Raw genomic sequence first — 13,439 nt, 5'->3', positions numbered from 1 at the left:
AACAGCTCTGCTTTTGCAGATTGTTTTGATTGGCTCCGAAACTCTCATCCAGCGTTTAAGGAATGGATAAGGCAGGGCCGACCAAAGCCCGGCCCGTGGCAAATATCGGGATCGCAGCGGTCGAAAACCCGGGCAAATGCCGCCATAGTAAATGGAGGGTTATCTGCGAACGCCTGCCGTCGCCGGATCATGGACGAGGTGAGAACCGACTGAATTCCAGAAAAATTCAATGGAAACAGCAGGATAAACGGTTATCAAGAGATAACGAAAATCGTCCCGATATGAAACAAATCCATGGCAAAACGCTTCGTTTCGAATTTGCCTAAAATTTGAGGAAAATTGTCGCTGTGCGCGCAAGCCGTCCTTTGTGCCTGTGTGCCAACATCCTGCCCATAAAAGAGGTCATGCCATATGATGCATGATCCGGTCACGACAAGAGGCAGGCATGTTCTTCCTGATAAGAATGGCTTTCTGGTTTTCACTGGTGCTGCTGGCGCTGCCGCTGGGTGTCGGTTCCGACGAGCCGGGGCAGGAAAGCGTCGGGCCGATCCAGGCCCTGTTCGCGGCACGCGACGCGGTGGGCGACATTGCCGGCATCTGCGAGCGCAAACCCGACGTCTGTGAGACGGGCAAGTCGGCGATGCACACCATCACCGCGCGTGCCAAGGAAACCGCCAAGATCGCGGCCGCCATGCTGGACGACAAGTCCACCGGCCCCGATACCTCGACAATGACGGGCAGCGTGGCGGAAGAGATCGTCCTGCCCGAGACCGTCAACCTGCCGGTCAAGAATTAAGCCGTCTCGACGGCGCACCGCGGGCCGTCTGCCCTCTCGACGCCCGCGGTGTCCTTGTTTTTTCCGTGACGCGGGGCCGCCGCGTGACTATATCCGGGTCATGACGACCACGATCCAGACGATCCGCGACGACTTCTCCTTCCTTGACGAATGGGAGGACCGCTATCGTTACGTCATCGAGCTCGGCGAGGCGCTGCCTCCCTTTCCCGATGAAGAGCGCAATGCCGCCAACAAGGTCCCGGGTTGCGTCAGCCAGGTCTGGCTGACCACCGAACAGGGACCGGGCAGCGATCCGGTCATCACTTTCACGGGGGATTCGGACGCCCATATCGTGCGCGGTCTGGTCGCGGTCATGCTGGCGCTGTTTTCCGGACGGACCGCCAGCGAAATCCAGAAAACCGATGCGGAAGCCACGCTGAAGGCACTCGGCCTGGACGAGCACCTGTCGCCGCAGCGCGCCAATGGCCTTCGCTCGATGGTCAAGCGCATCAAGCGCGATGCCGAGATGGCACTCAAGCAGACCGCCTGACGCCCTCCGGCCAGCCTGTTCCCCAAAATCAAACGGCGCCCGAAGGCGCCGTCGATGTCGGGTCGACCTGAGGGAACAGCGACTACCGCGCCTTGCGCTTGCGGCCAAGGCCCATCTTCTTGGCGAGCTGAGAGCGGGCTGCCGCATAGTTCGGAGCAACCATCGGATAGCTCGGGTCGAGATTCCACTTTTCGCGATACTGCTCCGGCGTCAGATCATAGTGGGTCATCAGGTGACGCTTGAGCGACTTGAACTTCTTGCCGTCTTCAAGGCAGACAATGTAGTCGTCATGAACCGAGCGCTTCGGGTTGACAGCCGGCTTCTGCTTGTCGGCGGGGGGCTGTTCGGCGGTTCCGCCCACACGCCCGAGAGCGGCATGGACATCGGATATGAGGTTCGGCAATTCGCCGACCGGCACGGGGTTGTTGCTGACATAGGCGGCCACCACATCGGCGGTCAGCTCGATCAGCGCATCGTTGTTTCTGGAAGGTGTTTCGACAATATCCATGGTCTTCAGGCCCCAACAAGAGTTACGTCGATATGCGCCCTTTTTTACAGGCAGGGCATCGCACGAATTTTGAGCAGGTAGTGTTTCTACGATTCGTGTCGTGGGCACATCAATGCGACCATGGAGCAAGTAAGTCAATTCGCCCTTTGCATTATATTTAGGAAAGCTGATCAACTATTCGCCAGTCAGCTTCAATCTTTCGTGCATCATGTAATTTTTCGATATTTCGTTCGCCAAACCGGCACTGCCTGACGTTAGGTCAGCTGATCGTTACATTCGCGATAACTCACAAAGCAATTCTCAATGCTCTGGTTTGCTTTGTCAGGGCGCCGTCAATCTTGGTTGTTCACAACTGTGCACAAAACCATAGGTTGCCGCTCATCTTTTCGCAGACAACGAGGCGACCTGTCCCACCGGCCGCATCACAAGCAATCGACGACCGTCAATCAATACGGGGTGATGTACTTCCCATAGGCCCAGCCGGTGACGAAAGCGCCGTTTTTGGCCGGGTCGTGCCAGACCTCACACCAGCGATAGCGAACCGTCTGGTGTTGCTTCCATGCCGGCTGATTGGCGATGTCGAGCAGGTTTACGCCGCCGGTGCATCGCCCGGTCATCTGCAGGACGGTGCCGTTCGGGTATGCGGCCTGCTTCTGGGAGGTGCCGGACGGATACTTGCGCACGTTGAGCGTGTCGCCGAACGGCACATTGGCCACTTGCCAAGCCGCGAATACGGTCGCATGAGACTGGCCGGCAAAGACCAGAGTCAGCGAAGCGACGGCGAAAGTCGCAGCGATCCGAGATCGAATAGTCATGATCTTCCTCCCGACCCACCTCATGGAGCCGACACCACCTCTAGGTTACGGCCCTTGAACCCACCCTGATCGGCGTGTTCACTCATCATTCAAGATATTCCCAAGCGAGACGCAATGACCAAGACTTCCGGATTTCCGATCGTCAGCCCGCCGACACCGCAGAAGCGGCCGGTTTTCGACACGCATCACGGCATCACGCGAACCGATGAATATGCCTGGCTGCGGGCCGACAACTGGCAGGAGATGTTTCGGGACCCGTCCCTGCTCGATGCGGGCATCCGCGCCGAACTCGAAGCCGAGAATGCCTACCAGTCGAAGCTGATGGCCGACACTTCAGACCTGCGGAAGCAGCTTTTCAAGGAGATGAAGGGCCGCATCAAGGAAGACGATTCTTCCGTTCCGATGAAGGACGGGCCCTATGCCTATGGATCTTCTTTCAAGCTCGGCGGCGAGCAGCCGCGCTATTTCCGCATGCCGCGCGACGGCGGAACCGAGCAGATCCTGCTCGACGGCGACCTCGAGGCGGAAGGCAAGGCGTATTTCCGGCTCGGCGGTGTCGACCATTCGGCTGATCACCGCAGGCTGTTGTGGGCCTTCGACGACAAGGGGTCCGAGTTCTACACGTTGTGCGTGCGCGACCTTGCCTATGGCAAGGACCTGGCGGACCAGATTCCCGCGACAGGCGGCTCGGGCGTATGGGACGCGGGCAATGACGGATTCTTCTACACGCGTCTCGACCCCAACCACCGGCCCTCGAAAGTGCTGTTCCACGCGCTTGGACAAGACCCTGGAACCGACCGCCTGATCTATGAGGAAACCGATCCCGGCTTCTTCATGAATGTCGACGGCACCCGCGACAACCAATGGATCATGATCGGCATCAACGACCACGAGACCTCGGAATATCGGCTGCTGAGCGCCAGCGATCCGTTTGCCGAACCCAGGCTGGTTTGTGCGCGCGAGACCGGCCTTCAATATGAGCTGGAGGAAGGCGGCGACATCTTGTTCATCCTGACCAATGCGGACGGCGCCAAGGACTTCAAGATCATGACGGCGCCGGCAAGCGATCCGGTCCGCGCCAACTGGCAGGAGCTGGTGCCGCATGAACCGGGCCGGCTGATCCTGTCGGTGATCGGCTTCAAGGACCATATGGTCCGGCTTGAGCGCAAGGAGGGCCTGCCGCGCATTGTCGTGCGCGACCGCACCAGTGGCGAAGAGCATCTTCTGTCTCTCGATGAGGAGGCTTTCTCGCTCGGCCTGTCGGGCTCCTATGAATACGACACCGAGATCATGCGCTTTTCCTATTCGTCGATGACGACGCCGGCGCAGGTGTTCGACTACAATATGCGCACTCGCGAACGTGTGCTGCTCAAGACCCAGGAAGTTCCGGCCGGTCATGATGCGGACCATTATGTCACCAGGCGGCTGATGGCGCCCGCCGCCGACGGCGAGCTGGTGCCGATCTCGCTTCTGCACCATCGCGACACGCCGCTCGATGGATCAGCACCTTGCCTGCTTTACGGCTACGGCTCGTACGGCATCACCGTGCCGGCGGCCTTCAACACCAACTGCCTGTCGCTGGTCGACCGCGGCTTCGTCTACGCCATCGCTCATGTGCGCGGCGGCAAGGACAAGGGCTACGGCTGGTACAATGACGGCAAGCGGGCGCACAAGATGAACACGTTTACGGATTTCATCGCCTGTGCGCGCCACCTCGTTGCCGAGCGCTATAGCGCGCATGACCGCATGGTCGCGCAAGGCGGCTCGGCCGGCGGCATGCTGATGGGCGCCATCGCCAATATGGCGCCGGACTGCTTCGGCGGCATCGTCGCCGAGGTTCCCTTCGTCGACGTGCTCACCACCATGCTCGACGCGACCTTGCCGCTGACACCGCCGGAATGGCCGGAATGGGGCAATCCGATCGCGTCGGCCGACGACTACCGCACCATCGCCGCTTACTCGCCTTACGACAATGTCGCGGCCCTCGACTATCCGCCGATCCTGGCGCTCGCCGGCCTCACCGACCCGCGCGTCACCTATTGGGAGCCGGCCAAATGGGTCGCACGGCTGCGCGACCGCAAGATCGGCGACAATCCGGTGCTGTTCAAGATCAACATGGATTCCGGCCATGCCGGCGCCTCCGGCCGGTTTTCAAGGCTGGAGGAGATCGCCTATACCTATTCCTTCGCGCTGAAGGTTACAGGCAAGGCGCAGCTTATCGAGGAGACCCTCCGATGATCGATCTGTCGACATTGATCGCCTACATCGCCGTCGTGCTCGGCTTTGTCTTTATTCCGGGTCCGGCCACGCTGCTGACGATCGCCCGGGCAACGAGTTCGGGAACGAAGGTCGGGATCGCGACCGGCGCCGGGATCGCGGCCGGCGACATTTTTCACACTGTCATGGCGATGCTCGGCATCTCGGCGATCATCGCCACCTCGGCGACGCTGTTCAGCATCGTAAAATATATCGGTGCGGCCTACCTGGTTTATCTCGGCATCCGCGCCATCATTGAGAAAACGCCGGCCGATCCCGCTGCCGGCGCGCTCGCGATCTCGGCTGACAAGGCGTTTCGGCAGGCCGTCCTGACCGAAGTGCTCAACCCCAAGACCGCACTGTTCTTCCTGGCATTCCTGCCTCAGTTCGTACGGCCCGAAAACGGAACGGTGATGCTTCAATTGGCCGTGCTGGGAATTGTCTTCGTCGTGCTCGGCCTTTTCAGCACGATCGTCTTTGCCGTGAGCGCCGGTCGTCTCGGCTCTTTCCTGCGCCGAAATCCGACCGTGCTGAAATGGCAGGGCAAGGTTGTCGGCGGCATCTACTGTGCCTTGGGCGTGCGCCTGGCCTTGCAGCAACGCTGAGGCTCCGGACAGCACGTTCACTTTTGGGTTCAGCGATCATGACTTTTTGAATTCCGCATTGCTCATTTCCACTCGCAATTGCGATGGTCGCGCGTTACCCCTGCACGACTTTCCCGGGCGATGAAGCCCGCACGCGCACAAGGGTCCATTATGCTGCTCGTCGACGTCTATCTCGACAAATCGCCGATCCAGGGCATCGGCGTCTTCGCCAAGCACCACATCCCCAAGGGCACGCTGATCTGGAAGCTCGACCCCCGCTTCGACCGGATCATCGACGTCGAGACCTATGAGGGCGAGAGCGGGCCGGTGAAGAACTATCTCGACCGCTATTCCTACCCGGACCGGCGCGATCCGGCCTATATCGTCTTCGAAGCCGACGACGCCCGCTACATGAACCATGACGACGAACCGAATTGCGATGTCTCGTCACCCGAGGAAACCTATGCCTTGCGCGACATCGCACCCGGCGAGGAACTGACCTGCAACTACAACCATTTCTTCGAGACGGGCTTCGATTTCCTCGGCGATCGGCACCTCTAGTCTGAAAATGGGCATGGCCCCTAGAAGCCGGGGCCGGAGACTTCGATTGCCCGGCCCCTGTCTGGGCTGCTAGTTTGGGTCCTGATAAATTAGAGCCCAAAAATGCTGCGGTCATTCGAGCAACTGCGCGACACGGCAGAGGCCGATCTTCTGATTGCGGCCGACGAGGAGCAAGCGGCTTTGGCCGGCAGTGGCGCCTACGCCATGCCGTGGCACTGGCACGATTGCCTGATGTTCATCCTACCAAGCCATGGAACGGTCGAGCTCAAGCACGAAGACCAGCGCGAAGGGACGTGGCTGTCGCAGGATCGGTTCGCCGTTGTGCCGCAGAACAGAGCGCATGAGACCCGCGCCGGGATTGGCGCGCATCGCCATGTCGCCATCTATGTCACCGGCGCCATTCTACGCCGGCTCGACCGGGAGATCGGCTCGCTCAGCGAGTTCCATCGGCGCACCCGGACGACGGCTCTGGTTCGCCGCACCGCCACGGTGCGGGCCCTGCAGGCGCTCTCGCTTCGCAATGACGGCGGCGCCTACGGCAACTCCGGTGTAAAACATTCTGTGAGTTCCGCCCTGCTCGTTCAATGCATTGCCGAGGTGATGGCTGGCGAGATGATGCCTGGCGAACCAGAGCCGTCGTCCGGGTGCGTCGATGGAACTCATTGAGCGAGCCGATCTCCCGGTCGAGCCGGCGCAGAATGGCGCCGGTGACATAGATGGCGATGCGCGGGTCTGCGATGTCCTCGACATGCGGGTGAGCCTGGATTTCGAGGAGATCTATCACGATCCGCGCGGCCCCTACGCGCGCTATCGCCGGGCCGGCCTGCTGGACCCCTCCGAACCCGGTGAGGAGCCCGAGACGGTCGTCGGCTTCATCGCCGGGCTGAAAAAAGGCCGGGGGGACCACGGCGGCGTCTATCACTACGCCTCCCCCAACTCCGATGTTCTGGGCCTCGTCATCCAGGGCGCTTCCGGGCGGCGCTTTCCTGATCTTGCTTCGGAGCGCCTGTTTCAGCCGCTTGGCGCCAGGCAGGATGCCTATGTCACGGTCGATCGAGCCGGCACGCCGCGCACGGGCGGCGGCATCAACATGACGCCGCGCGATCTCGCGCGCATCGGCGAGATGATGCGGCAGGGCGGCGCCGCCAATGGACGCCGCATCGTCTCGCAGGCCTGGGTGAACGACACCACTACCGGCGGCTCTTCCAAGGCCTGGTCCGAAAGCACTTCCGCGAGCTGGCTGCCGAAAGGCCGTTACCACAACAAATGGTACCAGACAGGCAACGGCGCCTTCTTCGCACTCGGCATTCATGGCCAGTGGCTCTATGTCGATCCGCGGGCAGAGATGGTCCTCGCAAAGTTTTCATCACAACCCGATGCCATCGTCGACGACGCCAAGGATTTCAATCTCACTCTGTTCGACGCACTGGCAAAGATCGTCTGAGCCTGAACGCTCAATTCGCAGCCTGCTTGCGCGCGGGATAGCCGTTCGGGTGCGGCGGCACAGCTTTGAGATAGGCGGCGATCGCAGCCCGGTCCCCTGCCGTCAGTTCGGCCATGTTGCGCTGGACGTCGACCATCGCGCCGCCAACGGAATCGAAATTGGGCGTGAAGCCGGTTTCGAGGTAGTTGGCGATGTCGGCTTCGGACCAGTTGGCGAGGCCGCCCTTGCCCGATGTGATGTTGGGCACGATGCCCGAGCCCTCGGCCGCCACGGCCCCCGCCAGCCATTCGCCTTTCTTCGTCCCCCCTGCGAAGTTACGCGGCGTGTGGCATTCGCCGCAGTGGCCCGGCCCCTCGACCAGATAGCGGCCGGACGCCACCGGATCGGGCGCGCCATCGGCCAAGGCAACAACAGGCTGGTCGCTGAGATAGAGGCGCTTCCACAAGCCGATGCCACGCCTGACGTTGAACGGGAACGCAAGCGAATTGCCCGGCGCCTTGCCGGCGACGGCGGGCAGCGTCTTCAGGAAGGCATAGAGATCGGCAACGTCCGACGGCTTCATGCGGGCGTAGGACGCGTAGGGAAAGGCCGGATAGAAATGCTCGCCGGACGGTGAAACGCCCTTGAGCATGGCGTTGGCAAGGTCCTCGACCGACCATGCACCGATGCCGTCCTTGGGGTCTTGCGAAATGTTGGGCGGGACAAAGGTGCCGAACGGCGTCTTGAGTTGAAGACCACCGACCAGTTGAAGCCGAGCATCGCCCTGCGAACCGGGCTTCGCGTGGCAGGAGGTGCAACCGCCGGCATAGAAAATGCGCTTGCCCTTGGTCGCGTCGCCCGGCCCGAGTTGCGCCAGGGCCGTCGCGTCCAGCTTGACCGGTGCCGACAGCAGCCAACCACCGGCCGCGCCGACGCTGCCCAGTATGAGGGCCGCGCCGACCAGCTTCTTCAGCCATGCCATGTCAGGCAATCAGCCCTTCTTGATCCTGTAACCCTGATGGCAGGCGCCGCAATCCGAACCGATGGCGCCGACTTGCGCTTTCAGCGCGTCGACATCGGCGGGAGCCGCCGCGACCGCGGCCTTGACGTTGGCGAGATACTTGTCCTCGGCGGCCTTGAAGCCGGCCGTGTCTTCCCAGATTTTCGGCCCCGCCGTGGTGTCGCCGGCATCGCTGCCTTTCGGGAACAAAGCGTCGACGTCGAACTTCTCGGCATTCACCTGCAGCGCCTGCAACTGCGTCAGCACGGCAGCGGCATCAAAGGAGTCCTCGCCCTTGGCAACTTTCGCCAAGCCGCCGACGATCTTTCCGCGTTCCTTCATCAGAGCCTGCCGGTCGATGATCGGATCGGCAAAGGCCGCCGAACCGGCGAAGGCGAGCATTGAGATGGCGATGACAAGCTTTCTCATTCATTTGGCTCCGTGATGAAGGGATTTGGGACACGACGTTAACGGATGCGGCGGACGGAATATTCCCTGTCCTCGGATGGTTTTTTCCGGGCCTTCGCAGCCACTGATATCGATACGGAAAAAGAAAGGCCCCGGGATTGCCGGGGCCTTTCTGACTGTCGATCACTTCGCCTTTTCGTAAAGTTCCAGCACATGATCCCAGTTGATCAGGCTGTCGACGAAGGCCTCGAGATATTTCGGGCGGGCGTTGCGGTAGTCGATGTAATAGGAGTGTTCCCAGACGTCGACACCGAGGATCGGCGAGGCGCCATGAACGAGCGGGTTTTCGCCGTTCGGGGTCTTCGAGATCGCCAGCTTGCCGTCCTTGACCGAAACCCAGGCCCAGCCCGAACCGAACTGCGTCGTGCCGGCGGCGACAAAATCAGCCTTGAACTTGTCGTAGCCGCCGAGATCGCTGTCGAAGGCCTTCTGCAGCGCGCCCGGCAGCTTGTTGCCGCCGCCGCCCTTCTTCATCCACTTCCAGAAATGGATGTGATTGTAGTGCTGCGCGGCATTGTTGAAGAGACCTGCATTCTTGCCGAACGACTGCTTGACCACCTCTTCGACCGACAGATCACCCATTCCGGCCTCGGCAGCCAGCTTGTTGCCATTGTCGACATAGGCCTTGTGATGCTTGTCGTGGTGATATTCCAGCGTCTCTTTCGACATGTAAGGCTGCAAGGCCTCATAGTCGTAGGGCAGAGCGGGCAATTCAAAAGCCATGGGTAGTACTCCCTCGTGGAAAAAATCCGGTATGGATACCGGATTAAGATAGGACTGGATTGAGCTGGAACAACTCCGGAAGTGAAGCGCCGGTTCCCTTTCTAAGCGGGTTCCGGAAAACTGTCACACGGTTTTCCTGCGGCCAAGCGCGCAGCGACAAAAAGGCCGAAGCGGCGCGTCAGCCGGCCGACGCCGAATGCGCCCAATCCCAATAGAGCTCGCGCGCCTTCTTGGCCACAGGGCCGGGTTGCAGATCGCGATCCTCGATGCGCGTGATCGGCACCACCTTGGAGTGGTTGCCGGTCGAGAAGATTTCGTCCGCTTCGAGGAAATCGCGCACCGACAGCGTCTTTTCCGTCGTCTTGAATCCGTACTCGCCCAGCAGCGTCATCGTGCGCGAGCGTGTGATGCCGGACAGGAAGGTGCCGTTCGGCGCCGGCGTCAGCACGTGGCCATCCTTGACCAGGAAGATGTTGGAGCTTCCGGTCTCTGCGACGTTGCCCAGCATGTCCAACACCAAAGCATTATCGAAGCCGCGCATCTTGGCTTCGAGGATGGCGCGGCCATTGTTGGGATAGAGGCACCCGGCCTTGGCGTTGGTCGGCATGGTTTCGATCGTCGGGCGCCGGAACGGCGATACCGTCACCGAAAACCCGGTCGGCGAGATCATCGGCGATTCATAAAGGCAGAGGCAAAAACGGGTCGAAGCAGGATCGGCCGGCACGCCCATGTAGCCGCCATGCTCGGCCCAGTACATCGGCCTGATATAGACCGCCGTCTTGCCGTCGAATTTCTTCAATCCGTCCCAGGTCAGCCCGACGATCTGTTCGGGCGACATGTTCGGCTTGAGGCCGAGCGCGATCGCCGAGGCGTTCACCCGCCTGGCGTGCAGGTCGAGGTCGGGCGCCACGCCCTCAAACCAGCGCGCCCCGTCGAACACGCTGGTGCCGAGCCACATGGCGTGGCTGCGCGGGCCCAGAATGGCGATATTGCCCTCGTACCAGTCGCCGTCGACGAAAGTCCATGTCGCGGATTGCGCCGCTGCCGCCAGTGTCATCGCGTTATCCCATTCCGATCAATCTTGTGTGACAACATTGGATGATGCTTTGGCCGCTGCCGTCAACGGGCATCGGGGAGTTTTGTTGAGGCCAGCGGGGCCGCGATGCAATCAAGGCTTGCACCTTGCCCCGCCTCGCCTCAAAACTGTCGCCATGCAATACGCCGCCTATGTTTTCGACGCCTACGGCACATTGTTCGACGTGCACGCCGCCGTGCGCCGGCATGCCGACCGGATCGGCCCGGACGGCCAGTTGCTGTCCGAAATCTGGCGCGCCAAGCAGCTCGAATATTCCTGGGTGCGCTCGCTGATGGGCGCCTATGCCGATTTCTGGCAACTGACCGAACAGGCGCTCGACTTCGCCTTGCGCAAGGTCCCCTCCGCCGATCCCGGCCTCAGGACAAAACTGCTGGAAGCCTACTGGCGGCTGGACTGCTACCCGGAGGTACCGGCCGTGCTGAAGGCGCTCAAGGCCTCTGGAGCCAGGCTGGCGATCCTCTCCAACGGCTCGCCCGAAATGCTGGAAGCGGCGGTCAAATCGGCCGCGCTCGACCATGTTCTGGACGACATCTATTCGGTCGATACGGTGCGGCGCTTCAAGACCGATCCGGCGGTCTACGACATGGTCGCCACCGGCTGGCGCCTCTATCCCGGCGCGGTGTCCTTCCAGTCCTCCAATCGCTGGGACATTGCCGGCGCCACCAAATTCGGCTTTCGCACCGTGTGGATCAACCGCTCCAACCAGCCCGAGGAATACCGGGACTTTCCGCCGGCCTTGATCCTGCCGACCCTCGAAGCGCTGGTCACCGCCTGAGCTGTCGAGCTGTGACCCTGGCGCAACAGTGGCGGCGCAGTCACAGCTTCGCCTTTGTTTGTCCACGTTCGGGCCAGAATCGGAACCGCCTATCACCTCAGGTGTTGTCAGGCACCCGCATAGCGGCAAGCGTATTCACGCTTTGTTGCAATTTGAGTCCTAAAGAAGGCAGCCATGTCCATAGCCGAAATCGAATCCTATCGCCTGAGCCGTCGCGGCTTCCTCAACGCCGCAGCATTGGGCGCCGCATCGATCGCGGTTTCCGCATGCGCCACCACCGGGCCAGGACCGGTCGAGCCTCCGCAGCCAACCTATGTCGAGCCGCCGCTCGCCGACTATGCGTCGATGTACGCGGCTGTCAGCGATGGCGGCTTCGACCTGCCGGCCATCCCCTTCGACAGGATCGATCCACAGTTCCTACGCCAGATCGTTCCCGATCCGACCGGGCAGAAGCCCGGAACGATCGTCGTCGATACGACAGGCCATTTCCTCTATCTGGTTCGTCCGGGTGGCCAGGCCATCCGCTATGGCGTCGGCCTCGGCCGCGCCGGCTTCGAATGGTCAGGCGACGCCGTCGTCCAGTGGAAGCAGAAGTGGCCGAAATGGACGCCGCCGGATGAGATGATCGCCCGCCAGCCGGAATTGAAGCCATACAGCGCCGACAATGGCGGCATGCCCGGCGGGCTGAAGAACCCGCTCGGTGCCCGCGCGCTCTATCTCTTCCAGGGCAATGTGGACACGCTCTATCGCCTGCACGGCTCGCCGGAATGGAAGTCGATCGGCAAATCGGTGTCGTCGGGCTGCGTGCGCCTGATGAACCAGGACATCATCGACCTCTACGACCGCGTGCCGTCGAAAACCCCTGTCATCGTGACCAGCGACGCCAGCCAGCCGATGGCGGCGGCAGCGACGGCCAACCACAAGGCCATCCCGATCGACGCCGGCGTGCCGGACGGATCGGTGCTGCTCGGCCCAGTCAAGGCAGTGACGAACGCGATCTTCTGAGTTTGTCGAAGGAGCGGCGGACAGTCGCCGCTCCTTCCATGCATGTCGGTGCCGCAGCCTAAAACGATTTCAAGGGCGGTATCCGTCAGAGGCCAAGCGGGGCCCTGAAGGCCGCGAGTTCTTCGTCGGCGATCGAGACGACGTGCTGCGGCTCGGGATAAGTGCCGGTCTTCACATCGGAGATGAACTCGCGATAGGCGGCGATGCGCTCGCGCTGCAGTCGCTCATACTCGGCGGCGAAGTTGCGGTAGGTCTTGGCGTGGCGTGGCCTGTGGCCTGAGGTGTGGCCGAGTACGTCCTCGCTGAACAAATACTGCGCATCGGCATGCGGTCCGGCGCCCATGCCAAGCATGATCATCGGCGTGCTTCTGGTGATCAATTCGGCAATCCGGTCCGGCACCACTTCCAGCTCGGCGCCGAAGCAGCCGATGGTTTCAAGGCGCTTGACGTGATCCCACACCGCACGCGCGCTCTCGGCCGTCCTGCCGACGGCCTTGAAACCGCCGGTCCAGGTGCATTGCGAAGGGATCAGGCCGACATGGGCGACGACCGGCACGGCGTTGTCGCACAGCGTCTTCTGGATATCGAGCGAGGCGGCGCAGTAGAAGCAGTCGCCGCCGATGCGCATGAAATGGTAGGCGGTTTTCAAATAGTCCTCCGCCGTAACCAGATTGCCGGCTGGGCCGTAGGGAAGCCCGACCTGCACGAAGCAGCGGCCGGCCGCCTCGCGCATCTCGGGCGAGAAGAAGCGGCCCTCGATCGAAAGCATGTCGACGCCGGCCGCGTCGGCCGCCGCCGCCTCTTCGAGCGAGGTGACGTAGAGCATGGAAATCTTCTGCCCGCGGCCCTTCATGGCGCGGATGTCGGCGACGGTGGGCCGGGTATTTTTGCTGACCATTT

At 61.7% G+C, this 13,439-nt stretch carries 16 protein-coding genes; 9 read left to right on the top strand and 7 right to left on the bottom strand.

What is annotated here, in order from left to right; translation table 11 throughout:
- The first annotated feature begins 445 nt into the window (after positions 1-445).
- Both ACVILI_RS14025 and ACVILI_RS14020 read left to right on the top strand, forming a co-directional pair.
- Entirely contained in the window at positions 446-796 is a 351-nt protein-coding gene (locus tag ACVILI_RS14025; protein WP_019857116.1) for a DUF5330 domain-containing protein, read from the top strand.
- A gap of 100 nt (positions 797-896) precedes the next feature.
- Entirely contained in the window at positions 897-1,325 is a 429-nt protein-coding gene (locus tag ACVILI_RS14020; protein WP_038645561.1) for a SufE family protein, read from the top strand.
- Positions 1,326-1,407: 82 nt separating this feature from the next.
- Here the strand turns inward: ACVILI_RS14020 and ACVILI_RS14015 are convergent, their stop codons facing one another.
- Complete coding sequence (locus ACVILI_RS14015; RefSeq protein WP_019857114.1) at positions 1,408-1,833, bottom strand: MucR family transcriptional regulator; 426 nt, start codon at positions 1,831-1,833, stop codon at positions 1,408-1,410.
- Between the two features lie 446 nt (positions 1,834-2,279).
- Positions 2,280-2,648 (bottom strand): SH3 domain-containing protein, encoded by a 369-nt coding sequence (locus tag ACVILI_RS14010; RefSeq protein ID WP_038645559.1) that lies wholly within the window; start codon positions 2,646-2,648, stop codon positions 2,280-2,282.
- 114 nt (positions 2,649-2,762) lie between these two features.
- Here ACVILI_RS14010 and ACVILI_RS14005 point away from each other — a divergent pair, with 114 nt between their 5' ends.
- The 5 genes from ACVILI_RS14005 to ACVILI_RS13985 all read left to right on the top strand — a co-directional run bounded on the left by ACVILI_RS14005 (position 2,763) and on the right by ACVILI_RS13985 (position 7,493).
- Positions 2,763-4,886: a S9 family peptidase gene (locus tag ACVILI_RS14005; RefSeq protein ID WP_038645557.1), complete on the top strand. Its 2,124-nt coding sequence runs from the start codon at positions 2,763-2,765 to the stop codon at positions 4,884-4,886.
- Positions 4,883-5,509, top strand: a complete 627-nt coding sequence (locus ACVILI_RS14000) for a LysE family translocator (RefSeq protein WP_038645555.1) — start codon at positions 4,883-4,885, stop codon at positions 5,507-5,509. Before ACVILI_RS14005 ends, ACVILI_RS14000 begins: the two co-directional genes overlap by 4 nt.
- Before the next feature lie 150 nt (positions 5,510-5,659).
- Positions 5,660-6,049 carry an SET domain-containing protein gene (locus ACVILI_RS13995; RefSeq protein WP_027046644.1) on the top strand — a complete coding sequence of 130 codons (390 nt, stop codon included), beginning with the start codon at positions 5,660-5,662 and terminating at the stop codon, positions 6,047-6,049.
- A gap of 102 nt (positions 6,050-6,151) precedes the next feature.
- Positions 6,152-6,715 carry a hypothetical protein gene (locus ACVILI_RS13990; protein WP_038645553.1) on the top strand — a complete coding sequence of 188 codons (564 nt, stop codon included), beginning with the start codon at positions 6,152-6,154 and terminating at the stop codon, positions 6,713-6,715.
- Positions 6,702-7,493: a serine hydrolase domain-containing protein gene (locus tag ACVILI_RS13985; protein ID WP_051726757.1), complete on the top strand. Its 792-nt coding sequence runs from the start codon at positions 6,702-6,704 to the stop codon at positions 7,491-7,493. The genes ACVILI_RS13990 and ACVILI_RS13985 overlap by 14 nt, the downstream gene beginning before the upstream one ends.
- Positions 7,494-7,503: 10 nt before the next feature.
- On the opposite strand, the gene ACVILI_RS13980 is transcribed toward ACVILI_RS13985, so the two are convergent.
- The 4 genes from ACVILI_RS13980 to ACVILI_RS13965 all read right to left on the bottom strand — a co-directional run bounded on the left by ACVILI_RS13980 (position 7,504) and on the right by ACVILI_RS13965 (position 10,720).
- The gene (locus ACVILI_RS13980) at positions 7,504-8,454 is read right to left on the bottom strand and encodes a cytochrome c (protein WP_038645550.1); all 951 of its coding nucleotides are present in this window, start codon (positions 8,452-8,454) and stop codon (positions 7,504-7,506) included.
- A 9-nt stretch (positions 8,455-8,463) separates the two neighbouring features.
- Positions 8,464-8,901 carry a c-type cytochrome gene (locus ACVILI_RS13975; protein ID WP_038645548.1) on the bottom strand — a complete coding sequence of 146 codons (438 nt, stop codon included), beginning with the start codon at positions 8,899-8,901 and terminating at the stop codon, positions 8,464-8,466.
- 162 nt (positions 8,902-9,063) lie between these two features.
- A complete protein-coding gene (locus tag ACVILI_RS13970; protein ID WP_019857106.1) occupies positions 9,064-9,663 on the bottom strand; it encodes a superoxide dismutase in 600 nt (199 codons plus the stop codon).
- A gap of 178 nt (positions 9,664-9,841) precedes the next feature.
- Positions 9,842-10,720 carry a branched-chain amino acid aminotransferase gene (locus tag ACVILI_RS13965; RefSeq protein WP_019857105.1) on the bottom strand — a complete coding sequence of 293 codons (879 nt, stop codon included), beginning with the start codon at positions 10,718-10,720 and terminating at the stop codon, positions 9,842-9,844.
- 154 nt (positions 10,721-10,874) lie between these two features.
- On the opposite strand from ACVILI_RS13965, the gene ACVILI_RS13960 reads away from it, so the two are divergent.
- Both ACVILI_RS13960 and ACVILI_RS13955 read left to right on the top strand, forming a co-directional pair.
- Positions 10,875-11,534 carry a haloacid dehalogenase type II gene (locus ACVILI_RS13960; RefSeq protein ID WP_019857104.1) on the top strand — a complete coding sequence of 220 codons (660 nt, stop codon included), beginning with the start codon at positions 10,875-10,877 and terminating at the stop codon, positions 11,532-11,534.
- A 174-nt stretch (positions 11,535-11,708) separates the two neighbouring features.
- On the top strand, positions 11,709-12,539 hold the full coding sequence (locus ACVILI_RS13955; protein WP_019857103.1) for a L,D-transpeptidase: 831 nt from the start codon (positions 11,709-11,711) through the stop codon (positions 12,537-12,539).
- An 85-nt stretch (positions 12,540-12,624) separates the two neighbouring features.
- Here ACVILI_RS13955 and ACVILI_RS13950 read toward each other — a convergent pair whose 3' ends face one another.
- Positions 12,625-13,437, bottom strand: coding sequence for a 3-methyl-2-oxobutanoate hydroxymethyltransferase (locus ACVILI_RS13950; protein WP_038645545.1), 813 nt, complete (start codon positions 13,435-13,437; stop codon positions 12,625-12,627).
- Positions 13,438-13,439: the final 2 nt, after the last annotated feature.

Source organism: Mesorhizobium sp. USDA 4775, assembly GCF_054062655.1.
Note: the sequence above shows the minus strand (reverse complement) of the source record. Positions and strands in the feature narration are given on the sequence as shown.

Bases quoted from the DNA above. Each gene is read 5' to 3' on its own strand.
- ACVILI_RS14025 (WP_019857116.1), top strand. From the start codon at position 446: ATGTTCTTCCTGATAAGAATGGCTTTCTGGTTTTCACTGGTGCTGCTG.
- ACVILI_RS14020 (WP_038645561.1), top strand. From the start codon at position 897: ATGACGACCACGATCCAGACGATCCGCGACGACTTCTCCTTCCTTGAC.
- ACVILI_RS14015 (WP_019857114.1), bottom strand. From the start codon at position 1,833: ATGGATATTGTCGAAACACCTTCCAGAAACAACGATGCGCTGATCGAG.
- ACVILI_RS14010 (WP_038645559.1), bottom strand. From the start codon at position 2,648: ATGACTATTCGATCTCGGATCGCTGCGACTTTCGCCGTCGCTTCGCTG.
- ACVILI_RS14005 (WP_038645557.1), top strand. From the start codon at position 2,763: ATGACCAAGACTTCCGGATTTCCGATCGTCAGCCCGCCGACACCGCAG.
- ACVILI_RS14000 (WP_038645555.1), top strand. From the start codon at position 4,883: ATGATCGATCTGTCGACATTGATCGCCTACATCGCCGTCGTGCTCGGC.
- ACVILI_RS13995 (WP_027046644.1), top strand. From the start codon at position 5,660: ATGCTGCTCGTCGACGTCTATCTCGACAAATCGCCGATCCAGGGCATC.
- ACVILI_RS13990 (WP_038645553.1), top strand. From the start codon at position 6,152: ATGCTGCGGTCATTCGAGCAACTGCGCGACACGGCAGAGGCCGATCTT.
- ACVILI_RS13985 (WP_051726757.1), top strand. From the start codon at position 6,702: ATGGAACTCATTGAGCGAGCCGATCTCCCGGTCGAGCCGGCGCAGAAT.
- ACVILI_RS13980 (WP_038645550.1), bottom strand. From the start codon at position 8,454: ATGGCATGGCTGAAGAAGCTGGTCGGCGCGGCCCTCATACTGGGCAGC.
- ACVILI_RS13975 (WP_038645548.1), bottom strand. From the start codon at position 8,901: ATGAGAAAGCTTGTCATCGCCATCTCAATGCTCGCCTTCGCCGGTTCG.
- ACVILI_RS13970 (WP_019857106.1), bottom strand. From the start codon at position 9,663: ATGGCTTTTGAATTGCCCGCTCTGCCCTACGACTATGAGGCCTTGCAG.
- ACVILI_RS13965 (WP_019857105.1), bottom strand. From the start codon at position 10,720: ATGACACTGGCGGCAGCGGCGCAATCCGCGACATGGACTTTCGTCGAC.
- ACVILI_RS13960 (WP_019857104.1), top strand. From the start codon at position 10,875: ATGCAATACGCCGCCTATGTTTTCGACGCCTACGGCACATTGTTCGAC.
- ACVILI_RS13955 (WP_019857103.1), top strand. From the start codon at position 11,709: ATGTCCATAGCCGAAATCGAATCCTATCGCCTGAGCCGTCGCGGCTTC.
- ACVILI_RS13950 (WP_038645545.1), bottom strand. From the start codon at position 13,437: ATGGTCAGCAAAAATACCCGGCCCACCGTCGCCGACATCCGCGCCATG.